Annotated in this window: 16 protein-coding genes; 9 read left to right on the top strand and 7 right to left on the bottom strand. The window is 66.1% G+C overall.

What is annotated here, in order from left to right; genetic code table 11:
- Positions 1-11: 11 nt before the first annotated feature.
- The 6 genes from ACO05N_RS11605 to ACO05N_RS11580 all read right to left on the bottom strand — a co-directional run bounded on the left by ACO05N_RS11605 (position 12) and on the right by ACO05N_RS11580 (position 5488).
- Positions 12-959: a Gfo/Idh/MocA family oxidoreductase gene (locus ACO05N_RS11605; protein WP_422057243.1), complete on the bottom strand. Its 948-nt coding sequence runs from the start codon at positions 957-959 to the stop codon at positions 12-14.
- Between the two features lie 97 nt (positions 960-1056).
- Positions 1057-1938, bottom strand: a complete 882-nt coding sequence (locus tag ACO05N_RS11600) for a class III extradiol dioxygenase subunit beta (RefSeq protein WP_422057242.1) — start codon at positions 1936-1938, stop codon at positions 1057-1059.
- A 2-nt stretch (positions 1939-1940) separates the two neighbouring features.
- Entirely contained in the window at positions 1941-2351 is a 411-nt protein-coding gene (gene ligA, locus ACO05N_RS11595; protein ID WP_422057241.1) for a protocatechuate 4,5-dioxygenase subunit alpha, read from the bottom strand.
- Positions 2348-3367, bottom strand: a complete 1020-nt coding sequence (locus tag ACO05N_RS11590; protein ID WP_422057240.1) for an amidohydrolase family protein — start codon at positions 3365-3367, stop codon at positions 2348-2350. Before ACO05N_RS11590 ends, ligA begins: the two co-directional genes overlap by 4 nt.
- Positions 3364-4227 (bottom strand): DUF1932 domain-containing protein, encoded by an 864-nt coding sequence (locus ACO05N_RS11585; protein ID WP_422057239.1) that lies wholly within the window; start codon positions 4225-4227, stop codon positions 3364-3366. The genes ACO05N_RS11590 and ACO05N_RS11585 overlap by 4 nt, the downstream gene beginning before the upstream one ends.
- A gap of 52 nt (positions 4228-4279) precedes the next feature.
- Positions 4280-5488 carry a LysR family transcriptional regulator gene (locus ACO05N_RS11580; protein ID WP_422057238.1) on the bottom strand — a complete coding sequence of 403 codons (1209 nt, stop codon included), beginning with the start codon at positions 5486-5488 and terminating at the stop codon, positions 4280-4282.
- Positions 5489-5678: 190 nt separating this feature from the next.
- On the opposite strand from ACO05N_RS11580, the gene ligK reads away from it, so the two are divergent.
- The 4 genes from ligK to ACO05N_RS11560 all read left to right on the top strand — a co-directional run bounded on the left by ligK (position 5679) and on the right by ACO05N_RS11560 (position 9609).
- Positions 5679-6353 (top strand): 4-carboxy-4-hydroxy-2-oxoadipate aldolase/oxaloacetate decarboxylase, encoded by a 675-nt coding sequence (gene ligK / locus ACO05N_RS11575; RefSeq protein WP_422057237.1) that lies wholly within the window; start codon positions 5679-5681, stop codon positions 6351-6353.
- Positions 6346-7401 carry a 4-oxalomesaconate tautomerase gene (locus ACO05N_RS11570; RefSeq protein WP_422057236.1) on the top strand — a complete coding sequence of 352 codons (1056 nt, stop codon included), beginning with the start codon at positions 6346-6348 and terminating at the stop codon, positions 7399-7401. Before ligK ends, ACO05N_RS11570 begins: the two co-directional genes overlap by 8 nt.
- A gap of 136 nt (positions 7402-7537) precedes the next feature.
- Entirely contained in the window at positions 7538-8428 is an 891-nt protein-coding gene (locus tag ACO05N_RS11565) for an amidohydrolase family protein (protein WP_422057235.1), read from the top strand.
- Positions 8368-9609 (top strand): Bcr/CflA family efflux MFS transporter, encoded by a 1242-nt coding sequence (locus tag ACO05N_RS11560; protein WP_422058742.1) that lies wholly within the window; start codon positions 8368-8370, stop codon positions 9607-9609. Before ACO05N_RS11565 ends, ACO05N_RS11560 begins: the two co-directional genes overlap by 61 nt.
- 181 nt (positions 9610-9790) lie before the next feature.
- On the opposite strand, the gene ACO05N_RS11555 is transcribed toward ACO05N_RS11560, so the two are convergent.
- The gene (locus ACO05N_RS11555; protein ID WP_422057234.1) at positions 9791-10897 is read right to left on the bottom strand and encodes a 5-methyltetrahydropteroyltriglutamate--homocysteine S-methyltransferase; all 1107 of its coding nucleotides are present in this window, start codon (positions 10895-10897) and stop codon (positions 9791-9793) included.
- Positions 10898-10977: 80 nt separating this feature from the next.
- Here ACO05N_RS11555 and ACO05N_RS11550 point away from each other — a divergent pair, with 80 nt between their 5' ends.
- The 5 genes from ACO05N_RS11550 to ACO05N_RS11530 all read left to right on the top strand — a co-directional run bounded on the left by ACO05N_RS11550 (position 10978) and on the right by ACO05N_RS11530 (position 17087).
- The gene (locus ACO05N_RS11550) at positions 10978-12000 is read left to right on the top strand and encodes a Rieske 2Fe-2S domain-containing protein (protein WP_422057233.1); all 1023 of its coding nucleotides are present in this window, start codon (positions 10978-10980) and stop codon (positions 11998-12000) included.
- Positions 11997-12422, top strand: a complete 426-nt coding sequence (locus tag ACO05N_RS11545; protein ID WP_422057232.1) for a MarR family winged helix-turn-helix transcriptional regulator — start codon at positions 11997-11999, stop codon at positions 12420-12422. The genes ACO05N_RS11550 and ACO05N_RS11545 overlap by 4 nt, the downstream gene beginning before the upstream one ends.
- A gap of 48 nt (positions 12423-12470) precedes the next feature.
- On the top strand, positions 12471-13793 hold the full coding sequence (locus ACO05N_RS11540) for an MFS transporter (protein WP_422057231.1): 1323 nt from the start codon (positions 12471-12473) through the stop codon (positions 13791-13793).
- A gap of 32 nt (positions 13794-13825) precedes the next feature.
- Positions 13826-14488 carry a GntR family transcriptional regulator gene (locus ACO05N_RS11535; protein WP_422057230.1) on the top strand — a complete coding sequence of 221 codons (663 nt, stop codon included), beginning with the start codon at positions 13826-13828 and terminating at the stop codon, positions 14486-14488.
- 286 nt (positions 14489-14774) lie between these two features.
- Positions 14775-17087 (top strand): TonB-dependent receptor, encoded by a 2313-nt coding sequence (locus ACO05N_RS11530; RefSeq protein ID WP_422057229.1) that lies wholly within the window; start codon positions 14775-14777, stop codon positions 17085-17087.
- The last annotated feature ends 32 nt before the right edge of the window (positions 17088-17119 follow it).

Below are 17119 nucleotides of genomic sequence, written 5' to 3'. Positions count from 1 at the left end.
CCAGTTGATGTTCAGCGCGCGGCGTTCAGCTGCTGCTCCAGCTGGTGCAGCACGCGGTAGCAGGGCAGCACCTGCGCAACGCTGGAATTAGGCTCACGCCCTTCGCGGATCGCGGCGATGAATTCGCGGTCCTGCAGCTCGATGCCGTTGTTCGACACCGCGACCCCGGACAGGTCGACCGGCTCCTCGCGCCCGGTCACCAGATCGTCATAGCGCGCGATCCAGGTGCCGTTGTCGCAGATGTAGCGGAAGAAGGTGCCGAGCGGCCCGTCATTGTTGAACGACAGGCTGAGCGTGCAGATCGCGCCGCTCTCCGCCTTGAGCTGGATCGACATGTCCATGGCGATGCCAAGCTCAGGATGGATCGGACCCTCGATCGCGTTGGCGGCAATGATCGGCCCCGCCTGATAGGCGAACAGATCGACCGTGTGCGCGGCATGGTGCCACAGCAGATGATCGGTCCAGCTGCGCGCCTCACCTTTTGCGTTCATGTTCTGGCGGCGGAAGAAATAGGTCTGCACGTCCATCTGCTGAACGTTCAGCTCGCCCGCCGCGATCTTGCGGTGCAGATATTGGTGGCTGGGATTGAAGCGACGGGTATGGCCGACCATCGCGGTCAGGCCGGTTTCCTGTGCCTTGGCCAGCACCGCTTCGCCATCGGCCAGGCTGTCGCACAGCGGGATTTCCACCTGCACATGCTTGCCCGCCTCCATGCACTGGATCGCCTGGGCGGCGTGCATCTGGGTCGGCGTACACAGGATCACCGCGTCGAGGCCCGGCTGCTCCAGCGCCTCCGCAAGTTCGGTGGTCGCGTGCGGAATGCCGTACTTCGCGGCCACCGCCTGGGTTGGTTCGAGCCGCCGCCCGACGACCGAGATTACCTCGACCCCGTCGATCTTCTGAAGCCCGTCGAGATGCTTTTCGCCGAATGCCCCGGCGCCTGCGAGTGCGATTTTCATGTTTCGCTCCAGTCTAATTCGTCACCCCGGCGAACGCTGGGGTCTCATGAGGTTTGAGCCTGCCGCCCGAGACCCCAGCGTTCGCTGGGGTGACGGGTCAGGCCGCGAACCCACTCCCCGTCATATCCAGCCCCTCGCCATTGTCGGGGCGCAGGACCAGATGCCCGATCGCGGTATTCGAACAGGGCACATGGTAATGCCGGTGCAGCGCGGCGGTGCGCTTGCCCAGCGCGCCGCGCATGATCAGCCACATGACCATCTCGATCCCCTCGGACCCGGTCTCGCGCAGATATTCAATGTGCGGGATGCGGCGCAGATGGTCGCTCTCGCCGATCAGCCCGTCGAGGAACATGTTGTCCCATTCGGGATTGATCAGCCCGGCGCGCGGCCCCTGAAGCTGGTGGCTCATGCCGCCGGTGCCCCACACCTGCACGTTCAGATCCTCGGGGAAGCTCGCCACCGCGCGCGCGATCGCTTCGCCCAGCGCCCAGCAGCGATTGCCCGAGGGCGGCGGATAGGTGACGACATTGACCGCCAGCGGGATGACCTTGCACGGCCAGGCATCGGGCGTGCCGAACATCATCGACAGCGGGACGGTCAGGCCGTGATCGACCTCCATCTCGTTGATGATCGTCATGTCGAATTCGTCGAGGACCAAGCTCTGCGCGATATGCCAGGCCAGGTCGGGATGGCCCTCCACATCGGGCACCTTGCGCGGGCCCCAGCCCTCATCGGCGGGCTTGTACCGCTCGCCACAACCGATCGCGAAGGTCGGGATGATCTTCATGTCGAACGCCGACGCATGGTCGTTATAGACCAGGATCACGACGTCGGGCTTCTCGGCCTTTTCCCATTCGCGGGTCCAGTCATAGCCGGCGAAGATCGGACCGAAATAATCGTCGCGGTCCTTGGCCTGATCGACCGCCACGCCCAGCAGCGGGACATGGCTCGACGCGACGCCTGCGGTAATCCGTGCCATGTTCAGCGTCCTTCTTTGATCGAGCGGACGCCTTCGGGCGAACGCCCGCCGCGCATCATCATCTCGCGATATTCGGGGAAGCTCATGTCGGTCATCGTGCTGACCGCCTCGGCAAAGGCGATGCCGTCGGTCGAGAAGAGCTTCGAGAGAAAATAGACGTTGCCGCCCAGGTCGAGGCACTTGTTGTAGTCGCGTGCGAGCAACGCCTGCTTCATCTCTTCGGAGAGCGGCCATTGATCGAGATACGCACGCTCGTCCGCCTTGAAGCGCTCGCGGTTCTCCGCCTTCATCAGGCTCATCGCGAACTGGTTCATATGGTAACCGGCGCGCGCGCGCTTGGCGGTAAACACGCGCGTGCCGGGGATGTCCTCGAACTCCGCGAGATAGGCGTGGATGTCGGTATGGTCGGTCACAGGCCGCGCTCCTTCAGCTTGGCGTCGAGACGGGGGAAGACACGGCGGGCGTTGCCGGAAAAGATCGCGGCGCGCTCGGCGTCGCTGATGTCGAGCGCATCGACATAGCGTTTGGTGTCGTCGAAATAATGCCCGGTTGTGGGGTCGATCCCGCGCACCGCACCGACCATTTCCGACCCGAACAGGATGTTCTTGTTCTCGATCACATCCGCCAGCAGGTCGACGCCGGGCTGGTGATAGACACAGGTGTCGAAGAAGATGTTGTTCATCAGGTGCGTGTCGAGCGACGGCTTCTTGAGCATGTCCGCCAGCCCGCGATAGCGCCCCCAATGGTACGGCACCGCGCCGCCGCCATGCGGGATGATGAAGCGGAGCGTCGGGAATTCGGCGAACAGGTCGCCCTCCAGCAGCTGCATGAAGGCAACCGTGTCGGCCGCGATATAGTAGCCGCCGGTCGCGTGCATCGCCGGGTTGCAGCTGCCCGAGACATGGATCATCGCCGGGACGTCCAGCTCGACCATCTTCTCGTAGAACGGGTACCAGTAACGGTCGGTCAGCGGCGGATGGGTGAAATGCCCGCCGCCCGGATCGGGGTTGAGGTTGCAGCCGATGAAGCCAAGTTCGCTCACGCACCGCTCCAGCTCGGCGATACTGGCGCTCATGTCCGCCTTGGGCGATTGCGGTAGCATGCACACACCGACGAACGTCTCGGGGAACAGCCCGACGACGCGCGCGATCAGGTCGTTGCAGCGCCGCGCCCATTCGATCGCGACGGCTTCGTCTCCGACATGCGGTGCCATCGCCGAAGCGCGGGGCGAGAAGATGGTCAGGTCCGCGCCGCGCTCCTTGATCAGGCGCAGCTGGTTCGCCTCGATCGTCTCGCGGATCTCGTCGTCGCTGATCTCGGGATAGGGCGGGCACGGCGTCCCGGCCTTGAACGCGGCCTTCTGCTCCTCGCGCCAGGCGTCATGCGCCTTGGGCAGGACGGTGTAGTGGCCGTGGCAGTCGATGATCACGCGGCTTGGTCCTCTTCCCTTGCTTCAATCGCGGCGAGTTTCGCCGTCAGTCCATTGGGCGGCGTCAAATCGAGTGCACCCACCTCACGCTGCCGCTGGATCGTGCCGCGCGTCATCGCCGGATCGACGCCCAGATCGCTCAGCGTCTTGGCGACCTCCTCCATCTCGGCGGCGCGGCGCGTGCCGTGCGCAAGCATGCGATCGAGATTATAGTCGACGCGCTCCGCCCAGCCCTGTTCCTTCCAGCTCGCGTCCAGCGAGGCGAGCACCGCATCACGCACCCCCGCCCGCTCCGCCGCCAGGACACATTCGGCGGTCAGCGCCTCCAGCCCCTTGACCATCACCGACCGGATCATCTTGATCGAGGACGCGTCACCGACCTTTGGGCCAGCGATCGACACCTTGGTGAACCCATAAGCGCGCAGTGCTTCTGCGGCGGCGTCTGCGTGCGGCCCGGCGACCAGCAGGGGCACTCCGAACCGCGCGGGCAGCACCGGGGCCATCACCGCTACGTCGACATAGCGCGCACCCGCCGCCTCAATCGCTTGAGCGGCTTCGCGCTTTGTGCCGGGCGCGACGCTGTTCATGTCGAACCACAGCGCACTGGATTTCAGTAAGGGCGCACAGCGCTGCGCGGCGGGAAGTGCCTGATCGGCGGTGACGAGGCTCAGGACCAATTCCGCATGCGCCAACGCACCTGCGGGGGTTGCCGACCAGCGCACTTGAGCGCGTTCATATTCGGCGATCTTGAGTGGACGTGTTTCGCCATTCTCGGTGGCGATGTCGAACGCCGCGGCGCCGGGTTGGGCGAAGGCTTGCCCTGCTTCGCCAAATCCCACCAAGGATGTCCGATCGATCATGTCGCCATGAAGCGTTTACGCGCGACATGTTCCAATCGGATTGCTTTGGTCGCTATCCGTTTTTCTGAAGTCTGGTCTCTTTCGAGGCCCGGTTCAGCAGGTCGATGAAGCGTGCCTGGCTCGCGGTGGGGCGCCAGTTGGCGCGGGTGCTGATGCCGATCGTGCGGACCGCGCCGGGGAGCTGGGGGCCGATACGCTCGAGCATCCCCGCCCCGACCTCCAGCGCGACCTGGTCGGGCGAGAGCAGGGTCAACAGGTCGCTCTGCACCAGCAGTCCGCGGATCACCATCACCGACCCGCACTCGATCGGGACCGAAGGCAGCGCGCGGCCCGCGAACAGGGCCTCCCAATGTGCGCGCAAGGGCGTGCCGACCGGGCCGACGACCCAGGATTGCGCGGCAAGCGTGTCGAGATCGACCGCACCCTGTGCCAGCGGATGCCCGCGCCGCCCGAAGATCGCGAGGCGATCGGTGAACAGCGGCACCTGCTCAACGCCTGGCGGGCAATCGTCGCGCAACGCGCCGACCATGATGTCGATGATCCCGTCGAGCAGCGGATCGACCAGCTCGCGCCACGACCCTTCGATCACATCGACCACCGTACGTGGTTCTTCGCGCAGGAATTGAGCAAGGCTGTGGGGGAGCAGCAGCGCGCGGCTGAGCGGCATCGCGCCGATCGCGATGCGCCCGCCCTCCCCCTCATCGCCGCGTGCTTCGGCGATCCCGGCGGCGAGCTCACCGGCGGCAAGGCGGACCCCGCGCGCCAGCGTGCGGCCTGCGGGCGTCAGCGCCATCCCCCGCCCCCGCCGCTCGGCCAGCGGGGTGGCACAGACCTGTTCCAACTCGCGGACCGAGCGATGCACCGCAGGCTGCGACATGCCGCTCGCCGCCGCGGCGCCGGCAAAGCCCTGCGCATCGGCGAAGTGGAGAAACGCATCCAGCTGGGTCGCGGTCATCAGCAGCTCGGGCCGCGCAAACCCGCGCGTTCCGCCACGCGCCGAGCGCCGGGTCGCGGCGGCGAGCTGGTCGAATGCGCGCTCCACCCGCTCCGCCAGCGCTGTCCCGGCCGGGCTTTGCGTCACGCCGTCCGAATGCCGGTCGAACAGGGTGACGCCCAGCTGCTTCTCAAGCTTGGCCAACCCCTGCGTCAGTGCCGGTTGCGACAATCCCGCCGCCTCCGCCGCGCGGTTGAGGCTACCCTGCGCGATCACCTGGCCCAACGCACGCAGATGGCGGAGATTGAGGTCAAACGGACGGATCATGCCGCCAACATATCCGAAAATCTTATTACATAAACGGAATTCATATTATGGTATGTTGGAGATCGACAGCCATGGAAGGCGAACAAAGTCGCGGCCCGAACCGTGCGTTCGTCCAAAAAGGGCAACACATCGTGCCATAACGCTGCATCGGCCCGAATTCGGGTTCGACAATTGCGCACCGGAGAAGACAATGAGTGCACGCGTCGTTCAAAACATCCAGCGGACCCCGATGGACATCGTCGATGGCCTCGCCAAAGCCGGCGTCGCGACGGTGCATGAGGCGCAGGGACGGATCGGGCTGCTCGCCCATTATATGCGCCCGATCTATGCCGGGGCGCGGATTGCAGGGAACGCCGTGACTATCTCGTCGCCGCCGGGCGACAACTGGATGGTGCATGTCGCGATCGAACAGCTGAAGGAGGGCGACATCCTTGTCCTCGCGCCCACCAGCCCGTGCGTCGATGGTTATTTCGGAGACCTTCTGGCGACCAGCGCAATGGCGCGCGGGTGCCGGGGGCTGGTGATCGACGCGGGCGTGCGCGACGTGCGCGACCTGACGCAGATGGGCTTTCCGGTCTGGTCCAAGGCGGTGTTCGCGCAAGGGACGGTCAAGAACACGCTGGGGTCGGTCAACGTGCCGATCGTGTGCGCAGGTGCCGCGATCGAGCCGGGCGATGTGATCGTTGCCGACGATGATGGCGTGTGCGTGGTCAAGCGTGGCGATGCCGTCACCGTGCTGGAGGCGGCGCGCAAGCGTGAGGCTGCCGAGGAAGCCAAGCGGGTGCGGCTGGCGGCGGGCGAGCTGGGCCTCGACATCTATGACATGCGACCGCGCCTCGCTGAGATGGGCCTGAAATATGAGTGAGGGCGTCCGCTGTATGTGGATGCGGGGCGGGACGTCGAAGGGCGGGTATTTCCTTGCCGACGACCTGCCCGCCGACACCGGCGCGCGCGATGCGTTTCTGCTGCGGGTGATGGGCTCGCCCGATCCCCGCCAGATCGATGGCATGGGTGGCGCGGATCCGCTGACGAGCAAGGTCGCGGTGGTGCGCAAGTCGGCGCGCGACGGGGTCGATGTCGATTATCTGTTCCTGCAGGTGTTCGTCGATCAGGCGATCGTGACCGACGCGCAGAATTGCGGGAACATCCTCGCCGGAATCGGGCCATTTGCGATCGAGCGCGGGCTGGTCGCGGCGCAGGATGGCGAGACGCGGGTTGCGATCTTCATGGAGAATACCGGGCAGGTCGCGGTGGCGACGGTCCAGACGCCGGGCGGCGAGGTCCGCTATGACGGTGACGCCAGCATCAGCGGCGTGCCGGGGACTGCGGCCCCCATCCCGCTCGCCTTTCGCGATACTGCCGGATCGAGCTGCGGCGCGCTGCTGCCGACCGGCAATGGCGTGGACGAGATCGATGGCGTCAAGGTCACGCTGATCGACAATGGCATGCCCTGCGTGGTGATCGCGGCGAGCGATGTCGGCATCACCGGGTACGAGGATCGCGACACGCTCGACGCCGATGATGCGATGAAGGCGAAGGTCGAGGCGATCCGGCTGAAGGCCGGGCCGCTGATGAATCTCGGCGATGTGGCCGGGAAATCGGTGCCCAAGATGATGCTGGTTGCTGCGCCGCGCGATGGCGGCGCGATTGCCGTGCGGTCGCTGATCCCGCATCGGGTTCATGCGTCGATCGGGGTGCTGGGTGCAGTGAGCGTGGCGACGGCGTGTCTGATCGAGGGATCGCCTGCGGCTGCACTGGCGGTGGTGCCCGAGGGGCAGTCGCTGACCCTGGGGGTCGAGCATCCGACCGGGGTTACCGAGTGCGTGGTGAAGCTGGATGAGGCCGGCGCGCCGGTCGAGGCCGGGATGCTGCGGACCGCGCGGAAACTGATGGATGGGATGGTGTTCGGGTGATGTGGCGCAGGGGCTGCAACACCGTCGGTCATGCTGGCGGTCTTTCAGCGTCCAATCTGCCGCCATTAGCTGAGCCGCGTGTGGCGTGGTGGATGCTGAAACAAGTTCAGCATGACGGAAATATGGGAGTTTGGCGGTGAGCACAGATCAGGACGGGCGCATCCGCAGCTGGACGCTGGAGCCGTCCAAGCCGCACTTTACCCCGCCGCCGGGCGCGGTTGACGCGCATTGCCATGTGTTCGGGCCGCAGGCGCAGTTCCCGTTCAGCCCCAAGGCGAAGTATCTGCCGCAGGATGCCGGGCCCGACGCGCTGTTCGCGCTGCGCGAGCGGCTGGGCTTTGCGCGCAACGTGATCGTACAGGCGAGCTGTCACGGGACCGACAATGCCGCGACGCTGAACGGCATCGCGGTGTCGGGTGGCACGTGTCGCGGGGTGGCGGTGGTCGATCCGGCGATCAGCGATGCCGAGCTGGACGCGCTGCATGCGGGCGGCATTCGCGGGGTGCGGTTCAACTTCTTGAAGCGGCTGGTCGACGATGCGCCGAAGGACAAGTTCCTCGACGTGGCGCAGCGGATCGCGCGGCTGAACTGGCATGTCGTGGTCTATTTCGAGGCGGATATCCTTGAGGAGATGAAGCCGTTCCTCGCCGCGATTCCGGTTCCGATCGTCATCGACCATATGGGCCGGCCCGATGTGCGGCAGGGACCCGATGGCGCGGACATGACCGCGTTCCGTGCGCTGCTCGACAGTCGTGACGACATCTGGACCAAGGTCACCTGCCCCGACCGGCTCGATCCCGCCGGTCCGCCTTATGCCGATTTCGTGAAGGCGGTGGGCCCGCTGGTCGAGGGCTATTCCGATCGGGTGCTGTGGGGCACCGACTGGCCGCATCCGAACATGGAAAGCGTGCTGCCCGATGACGGGGCGCTGGTGGATGTGATCCCCGAAATCGCGCCGACGGCGGAATTGCAGCACAAGCTGCTCGTCGCCAATCCGATGCGGCTGTACTGGCCCGAGGAAGCCTGACCATCGCGGCGGCGCGCGCCGAGGCGACGAAGGGGCGGCTGGTCCTGCTCGGCGGGATCATCGCGCTGGGTTCACTCGCGATCCAGATCATCGTTCCTGCCCTGCCGCAATTGGTCGATGGGATCGGCGCGACGCCCGCTGGCGGACAGCTGGTGATCTCCTTGTATCTGATCGGGTTGGCACTGGGGCAGCTGGGCTGGGCGCCGGTTGCGGATCATTATGGCCGGCGGCCTGTATTGCTTGGCGGACTGATCGTCTTTCTGATCGGGACATTGTGCTGCGCGCTGGCGGGCGATCTGGCGATGATGCTGGCCGGGCGCGCGGTGCAGGCCGCCGGGGCGTCATCGTCGCTGATTGCCGGGCGCGCGATGGCGACCGATACCGCGCCGGTCGGCAAGGCCGCAGCGCCGCTCGCGATCCTGACCAGCGTGACGTTGATCTCCCCCGCCCTCGCCCCGGCGCTGGGCGGCGCGGTGACGAGCGTGGGCGGGTGGCGCGCGCTGTTCTGGATCCTTGCGGGGCTGACGCTGGTCGGCGGAGCGCTGGCGTTGCGGATGCTGCCGGAAACGCGGGCGGGCGACCGTGCGCCGGTTGATGCGCGGCGGATTGCGACGACCTATTGGCAGGTGCTGCGCCAGCGCGGCTATCTGCCGCTCGCGTTGTCCAACGCGTTGATCAGCGGAGCGTTCTTCACCTTTCTGGCGGCGTCGCCGTTCGTGCTCGACGCGGCGGGGGCGACGCCGGCGCAGGCGGGGTTGTTCTACTCGGCGGTGGCGTGCGCGATCATCGGCGGGACATTGTGCGTGCCGGTGGTGCTGCGCCGCTGGCCGCGCGGGTTGAAGCCGGCCGGGTCGGTCGCGCTAGGCAGCGGCGCGGTCGTGATCTTGATCGTCGCGGCGACGGGGGCGCATCTGGCGGGGCTGTTCGTGGCGATGAGCCTGATCGCGTTCGGTGCGGGGCTGACCGGCCCTGCCCTGCTGGCCGAGGCGATCGAGCAGCAGCGCGAGCGGGCGAGCGCGGCGACCGGTCTGTTCGGGACGATGCAGATGGGGGGCGCGGCGTTGATCTCGACGCTGGCGGTGCGGCTGGCGCCATCGGCGGCGGTGGAGCTGGGGTTGATCGGGGTGTTGGTGATGGTGGCTTTGGGGCTGCGGGTTTGGGGGAGTCGCACGCTGGACTAGCCCAATTCCTCCCCTGCGCCGCAGGGGAGGTGGCAGCGCTCAGCGCTGACGGAGGGGCGGCCGCGTAAACGGCCGTGGGCAGCTTGGCAAAACTCCGCCATTTGCGAGGGGCGGCCCCTCTACCACCCGCTACGCGGGCGGTCCCCCTCCCCTGAGCAAGCTCAGGGGAGGAGTTTGGCTGTCAGCCCCAGACGTCCTTTGCCACGTCGATCACCAGGCGCATTTTTGCCGCCTGCTGCTCGACCTCGATGTCGTTGCCGTGGACGGTCGAGGAGAAGCCGCACTGCGGCGACAGTGCGAGCTGGTCGAGCGGGGCGAATTGCGCGGCTTCTTCGATGCGGCGCTTGACGTCGTCCTTCGACTCCAGCTCGCCGAGCTTGGTGGTGACGAGGCCGAGCACGACGGTCTTGCCCTTCGGCACGAAGCGCAGCGGGGCGAAGTCGCCCGAGCGGGGATCGTCATATTCGAGGAAATAGCCGTCGATGTTGAGTTCGTTGAACAGCACTTCGGCGACGGGTTCGTAACCGCCCTCGGCCGCCCAGCTGGAACGGAAATTGCCGCGGCAGAGATGGACGCACACGACCATGTCGTCGGGCTTGTCGCGGATCGAATCGTTGATGATGCGGGCGTAGAGGCGCGGAAGCTCGTCCGGGTCCATGCCGCGCTTGCGGGCATTCTCGCGCTGGGTTTCGTCGCACAGATAGGCGAGGTTGGTGTCGTCGAGCTGCAGGTAACGGCAGCCGGCGTCGGCGAGACTGGCGATCTCCGCGCGATAGGCGGCGGCGAGGTCGGTGTAGAAGTCCTCTAGGTCGGGATAGGCGGAGGCGTCGATCGCATCGCGGCCTCCGCGGAAGTGCAGCATCGTCGGCGACGGGATCGTCACCTTGGGCGTGCGGCTGGTGCAGCTGGCGAGGAACTCATAGTCAGCGCGCTGGATGTCGCGGGCATGTTCGATCTTGCCCGTGATCTTCATGACCGGCGGGGCGTAGGACAGTTCCTTGCCGCCATGCTGGTGGAAATGGACCGCGGTACCGCCGGCTTCCTCGACACCATCGAGCTGCAGCAGGAAATCGGTGTGGAAATAGGTGCGGCGGAATTCGCCGTCGGTGATGCCCTGAAGCCCCAAATCCTCCTGGAACTTCACCACGCCGCGAATCGCCTCGTCCTCAACAGCGCGCAGGGCGGCGGCGTCGATGCTGCCGTCCTTGAACGCTGCGCGGGCGTCGATCAGCGCCTTGGGGCGGAGGAAGCTGCCGACATGATCGGCGCGGAACGGGGGTTTGGACATCCTGATTCTCCTTGCGATATTTGTAAGTGTTACATACAAAATGCTGCAATGACCGATAGGACAGGATGAGGAGCGAGGCAATGACCTGGATCACCAACCGCTGGTATGTCGCCGCATGGGATTCGGAGGTGGACCGCACGCCGATCGCGCGCACCATCTGTGGCGAACCGGTGATGCTCTACCGCAAGCTGGACCGCAGCGTGGTGGCGATGCGCGACGCGTGCCCGCACCGGCTGTTGCCGCTGTCGATGGGGTTCAAGGAGGGGGATTCGATCCGGTGCCGCTATCACGGGCTGCTGATCGAGCCGGATGGCTGTGCCAGCGAAATGCCGATCAAGTCGGAGGCGGTACCCAAGGCCGTATGCGCGACGCTGTATCCGGTGGTGGAGAAGCACCGCTTCGTGTGGGTGTGGATCGGCGAGGCGGCGAAGGCCGATCCGGCGACGATCCCGGATTTCTGGCCATGCAGCGCGCCGGGCTGGACCTTCGATGGCGGGTATAATCATATCAGTTGCGACTACCGCCTGGTGATCGACAACCTCATGGACCTGAGCCACGAGACCTGGGTGCACCAGGGGTCGATCGGGCAGCATGAGATTACCGAGGCACCGATCGAGACCGTGGTGAAGGGCGAGGAAGTGTTCGTCCGCCGCTGGATGCCGGGGATCGAGCCGCCACCCTTCTGGCGCGACGCGCTGCGCTCGGCCGGGCCGGTCGATCGCTGGCAGGTGTGCCACTTCCTGCCGCCCTCTTCGGTGCTGATCGATGTCGGCGTGTCGCCGGCCGATGCCGGGGATACGATCGACGATCACAATTCGGGGGTGCGCGGCTTCGTCGTCGATGCCATGACTCCCGAGACCGAGACGACGACTCACTATTTCTGGGGCATGGCGAGGAACTTCGACATCGACGATGCCGGCTTTACCGCACGGTTCAAGGCGCAGCAGGGCCAGGTGTTCGACGAGGATGTCGAAGTGCTGGAAGCGCAGCAGCGCAGCATCGCGGCCAACCCGGACATGAAGCTGCGCGGCTATTCGATCGATCAGGGCAGCGTTCGGGCGCGGACGATCATCCGCAAGCTGATGGAGGCGGAGCAGGCGTGACGATCGGCCGTGGCGATCTGGACGATATTCTGGGATTGAGGCTGCGGCGCGCGCATGGCGCGGTGCAGCGGCATTTCGTCGAGCATTTCGCCGACCTGGGGCTGACACAGAAACAGGTCTCGGTGCTGTGGCTGACCGGGGACCACCCCGATCTGGCGCAGGCGGACCTGGCGCAGGCGCTCGACATGGATCGCGCAACGACGATGGCGCTGGTACACGGGCTGGAGAAGCGCGGGCTGGTGTCGCGCAGCCCGTCGCGCACCGATGGCCGCCGCATCGCGTTCCGGCTGACAGGCGAGGGCGAGGCATTGCTGACACAGGCCAAGGCCGCCATCGCCGCACACGAAGACTGGTTGAAGGCGCGGTTCGGCGCTGCCGAACTCGGAATGCTTGAGGAATTGCTCGCACGCATCTATCGCTGACTTGTTTGCCGATATAACAATGGCCGAGCATCGGCCGATGGAGGGGAAATGGCTACCGATCCGCGCGCGGTGATCGACCGCGCACCGATGTCCCGGTTCCAATGGGGCGTGGTCGCGACGATGGTCGGGCTGAACGCGCTCGACGGATTCGACGTGTTGTCGATCAGCTTCGCTTCCCCCGGCATCGCTGCCGATTGGGGCATCGACCGCGCGCAGCTGGGCATCGTCCTGTCGATGGAACTGGTCGGCATGGCGATCGGGTCGCTGTTTTTGGGCGGCATTGCCGACCGGATCGGGCGGCGCGCGACGATCCTGTCGTGCCTGTGCATCATGACCGTCGGCATGCTCGGCGCGGCGACCGCGCACGACGTCTACACGTTGATGCTGTGGCGCGTGCTGACCGGCCTTGGCATCGGCGGCATGCTGGCGGCGACCAACGCGGCGGTAGCGGAAGCGGCGAATGCCAAGCACCGGTCGCTTGCGGTGGTCCTGATGGCGGCCGGCTATCCGGTCGGTACGATCATCGGCGGGTCGATCTCGGCAGTGCTGCTGTCGATGTACGACTGGCGCGCGGTGTTCGTGTTTGGTGCGGCATGTTCGATCCTGTTCGTACCACTGGTGCTGTGGCGCGCGCCGGAATCGGTTGCGTTCCTGATGCACAAGCGCCCGCCTAACGCGCTGGATCGGATCAACGCCAACCTTGCCCGCATGGGCCACCCGCCGATCGACGCGCTGCCCGAGCCGGATGTGGTGACGTCGCGCAAGGCGCCGCTGGTCAATCTGTTCTCACCCAGCCTGATCCGCCCGACGATCCTGCTGACGATCGCCTATCTGGCGCACATCATGACCTTCTACTTCATCCTGAAGTGGATACCGAAGATCGTTGTCGACATGGGCTTCCCGCCGCCCGAGGCGGCCGGGGTGCTGGTGTGGGCCAGCATTGGCGGAGCTACGGGCTCGCTGATCCTGGGCTTGCTGACCGGCAAGATCCGGCTGCTCGCGCTCACCATCGTCGCGATGCTGCTGTCGACCGCGCTCATCATCCTGTTCGGGCAGGGACAGAGCGATTTGGCTGGGCTGTCGATGGTCGCGGCCGCCGCGGGCTTTGCCACCAATGCTGGTGTTGTCGGCCTGTACGCGCTGATCGCCCAGTCGTTCCCGACCGGGGTTCGCGCGTCGGCGACCGGCTTTGTCATCGGCGTTGGGCGCGGCGGATCGGCGCTGGCCCCTGCCTTGGCCGGATTCCTGTTTGCAGCTGGCTATGGCCTGCCGACCGTAGCGATCCTGATGAGCATCGGATCGATCATCGCGGCGCTCGCGCTGCTGGCGATGCGCGGGTGGAAACAGCCGGTCGAGGGCGCGGCCGGTTGACAGCCGCCCCGCGCCCCGGCGAGGGTCGCGGCATGGCCGACGAACCCGACCGCATCCTTTCCGCCGCCGAGGTCGCCGCCTGGCTGCGCGAGCGCATCCGCACCGGGCGCGCGGTGCAGGGGCAAAGGCTGGTCGAGGCGGACATCATCCGCGAGACCGGCGCGACCCGCAGCCGCGTGCGCGAGGCGCTGCAGCGGCTTGAGAGCGAAGGACTCATCGTCATCGAGGAGTTTCGCGGCGCGTCGGTGCGCCGCTTTGGCCGTGATGAAATCCGTCAGATCTATCGCGCGCGCATGGTGCTGGAGGGGCTGGCGGCGCATGACTTCGCGCTGGCCGACGATCCCGAGCGCAAGGCGCAGCTGGTCGAGTTGCAGGAGCAACTGAACGCGGTGGAGAATACCGGCGACCACCCCGCGTTCGTGCGCGCCAACGATGCCTGGCACGCGCTGATCCTCGACGGCGCGGACAACGACTATGTCCGCGGGTTTGTCGAGCGACTGCGGCTGCCGCTCCACCGCCTGCTGTTCTCCGCATTCTTCAAGCCGCACCGGATCGACGACGCGAACAGCGACCACCGCCAGATCACCGACGCGATCGTCCGTGGCGATGCGCCTGAGGCCGAGCGGCTGATGCGCAAGCATGTCGAGGACGCGCTGGCGGCGGTGATCGAGATGGAGGATGTGCTGCCGCAATAGGCGCGGCTTCACGTTCGCTGTTGCCCACGCCCCTCCTTCGTCACCCGGACGTGTTTCGGGGTCCACTTGGCCGCGCGCGGAGCGATCGCGCCTCTTGTCCCGCGCCTGCCTTCCGCTGGACCCCGGCGCGAGGCCGGGGTGACGATGGTATGGGGATGCGGCGGGAGCGGTCTGGGCGCCGCTCGCGCTTTGCTGACGAGATTGTTGACAATATTTGTATTGATCCATAACCATTGGACCACAAGGGGGCGCCGACCCCCGACATTTGTCCCGGGGAGGATCCAAAATGCGCTTTCGTCCGACCGTCGCGCTTGCCGCCACTGCATCGATCGCCGCCTTGCTGGCCGCATCGCCCGCACGCTCGCAGACCGCCCCTGCACCGCAGGATGAGGAAGTTGGCGTCGGTGAGATCGTCATCACCGCACAGCGCCGTGCCGAGCGGCTGCAGGATGCGCCGCTGTCGGTGACCGCGCTGTCGGCGGACTCGCTGACCGATCGCGGGATCGACAATCTCGGCGATATTTCCAATTTCGCGCCGAACCTTGAGCTGCACCCGACCAACCGTCCGGCGGGCGGCGGTTCGGCGTTCGCGGGCTATATCCGCGGCGTCGGCACCGGCGACTTCCAGTTCCCGACCGATCCCGGCATCGGCCTGTATGTCGACGACGTGTATATCGCGCGCTCGATGGGCGGGTTGCTGAGCCTTGAGGATATCGAGCGGGTCGAAGTGCTGAAGGGGCCGCAGGGCACGCTCTATGGCCGCAACACGATCGGCGGCGCGATCAACGTCATCACCACAGACCCGCGCCTGTCGGGCGAGGCGACGGGCATCGTCAAGGCGCGCGCGGGCAGCTACAAGCGCGCCGACGTTTCGGCGCTGATCAACACGCCGCTGGTCGAGGATGTTCTGGGGCTTAACCTCTCCGCCTCCTACCTCACCAGCGAGGGCTATGGCACGCGCATCCTCGACGGGCAGCATTATGCCAGCGAGAACCGCTTCATCGTGCGCGGCGCGCTCAAGGCGCAGCTGGGCGAGGCGGTGACGCTGAAGGTCGCGGGCGACTATACACGGCAGCGGCAGAACCCGCCCTCGGGCTATCTGATCGACTTCGTGCCGGCTGGCGCAACGGTCGCGAAGATCGCGCGGTTCAACCAGTTCGCCGCGCCCTATTGGAATCCGCGGCTCGGCTTGCCCAGCGGGTCGATCTATGACGCGCGGTGGGAATCGCCCGACCCGTACAATGTCTATTCGCTGCAGGCGCAGCAGGACGATGCCGATATCGGCGGCCTTTCGGCGGTGCTGAACATCGACCTCAGCGACACGGTCTATCTGAAATCGATCAGCGCCTGGCGGTCGATCGACGCGACGATCGAGGTGGATGGCGACCAGACCCCCTACCCGCTCCAGCAGTCGCGCACGACGATGAACCAGGATCAGCTGAGCCAGGAGCTGCAGCTGGGCGGCACCGCCATGGACGGCAAGCTCAATTTCCTGATCGGCGCCTATGCGTTCCGCGAGGAAGGCGATTCCACCGTCTTTACCCGGTCGTTCGAGGGTATCTATGAGGCGCTGATCGCGGCGGGGCAGCCCACGACCGCGGCGGATGTCGGCAACACCTTCACCACCTTCTACATGAAGGCGACCAGCTACGCGCTGTTCACGCAGGAGACGCTGAAGCTGACCGACCAGTTCGGTGTCACGCTGGGCGCGCGCTATAACAAGGATCGCAAGGAATATGCGACGTCGGTCGTGCGGCCGCAGAACGGCACCACCGTAGTTCCGCTGTCGAGCGCCGTGGCGGAGTGGGAAAGCTTCACCCCGCGCGTGGCGCTGGAGTACAAGCCGAACACCGACATGCTGCTCTACGCCAGCTGGTCGAAGGGCTTCAAATCCGGCGGTTTCGGCGCGTCGACGGTCGCATCGACCCCGACCCCGCGTTACGACCCCGAAAAGCTCACCAGCTATGAGATCGGCGCGAAGACGAGCTGGCTCAACAACCGGCTGACGTTCAACGTTGCGGGGTTCTATTCCGAGTATCGCGACATCCAGCTGACGGTGCAGTCGGTCGATCCGGTGACCAACGCCAATATCCGCACCACGCGCAATGCGGGCGGTTCGGACATCAAGGGGTTCGAGCTGGAGATCGCGGCGCGGCCGACGCGCGGGCTCGATCTCAATCTGGGCGTCGGCTATGTCGATGCGAAGTTCGACACGCTGGCGGCGTCGGCGATCTCCAGCGGGTTCAAGCTGGGCGACCGTGTGCCGCAGATCCCCGACTGGTCGATCAACGCCGGCATCTCCTATGGCTTCGAGACCGGCGCGGGTGAGCTGACGCTGCGCGGCGATCTGAGCCACAAGGGGTCGCAGTTCCTGACCCCCGCCGATGCGACGTCGTTCCAGGATGCCTATACGCTGCTGGGGGCGCGGATCGCGTTCAAGCCGAGCTTCCTGCCCGGCATCGAGCTGTCGGTCGAGGGTACCAACCTGACCAAGACCGACCATGCCTATTACAAGGGCACGCTGCCGCCGACCGGCGAATATGTCGCGATCCCGGCGGCGCCGCGCGAGATTTACGCGACGGTGCGGTTCAGTTTCTGATCTTGGACGGCCTCTCCCCCTGGAGAGGCCAA

It is taken from the genome of Sphingomonas sp. (assembly GCF_965227385.1).
Lineage (GTDB): Bacteria > Pseudomonadota > Alphaproteobacteria > Sphingomonadales > Sphingomonadaceae > Sphingomonas.
The sequence above is the reverse complement of the archived record's forward strand: the minus strand, read 5'-3'. Positions and strand labels throughout refer to the sequence as shown.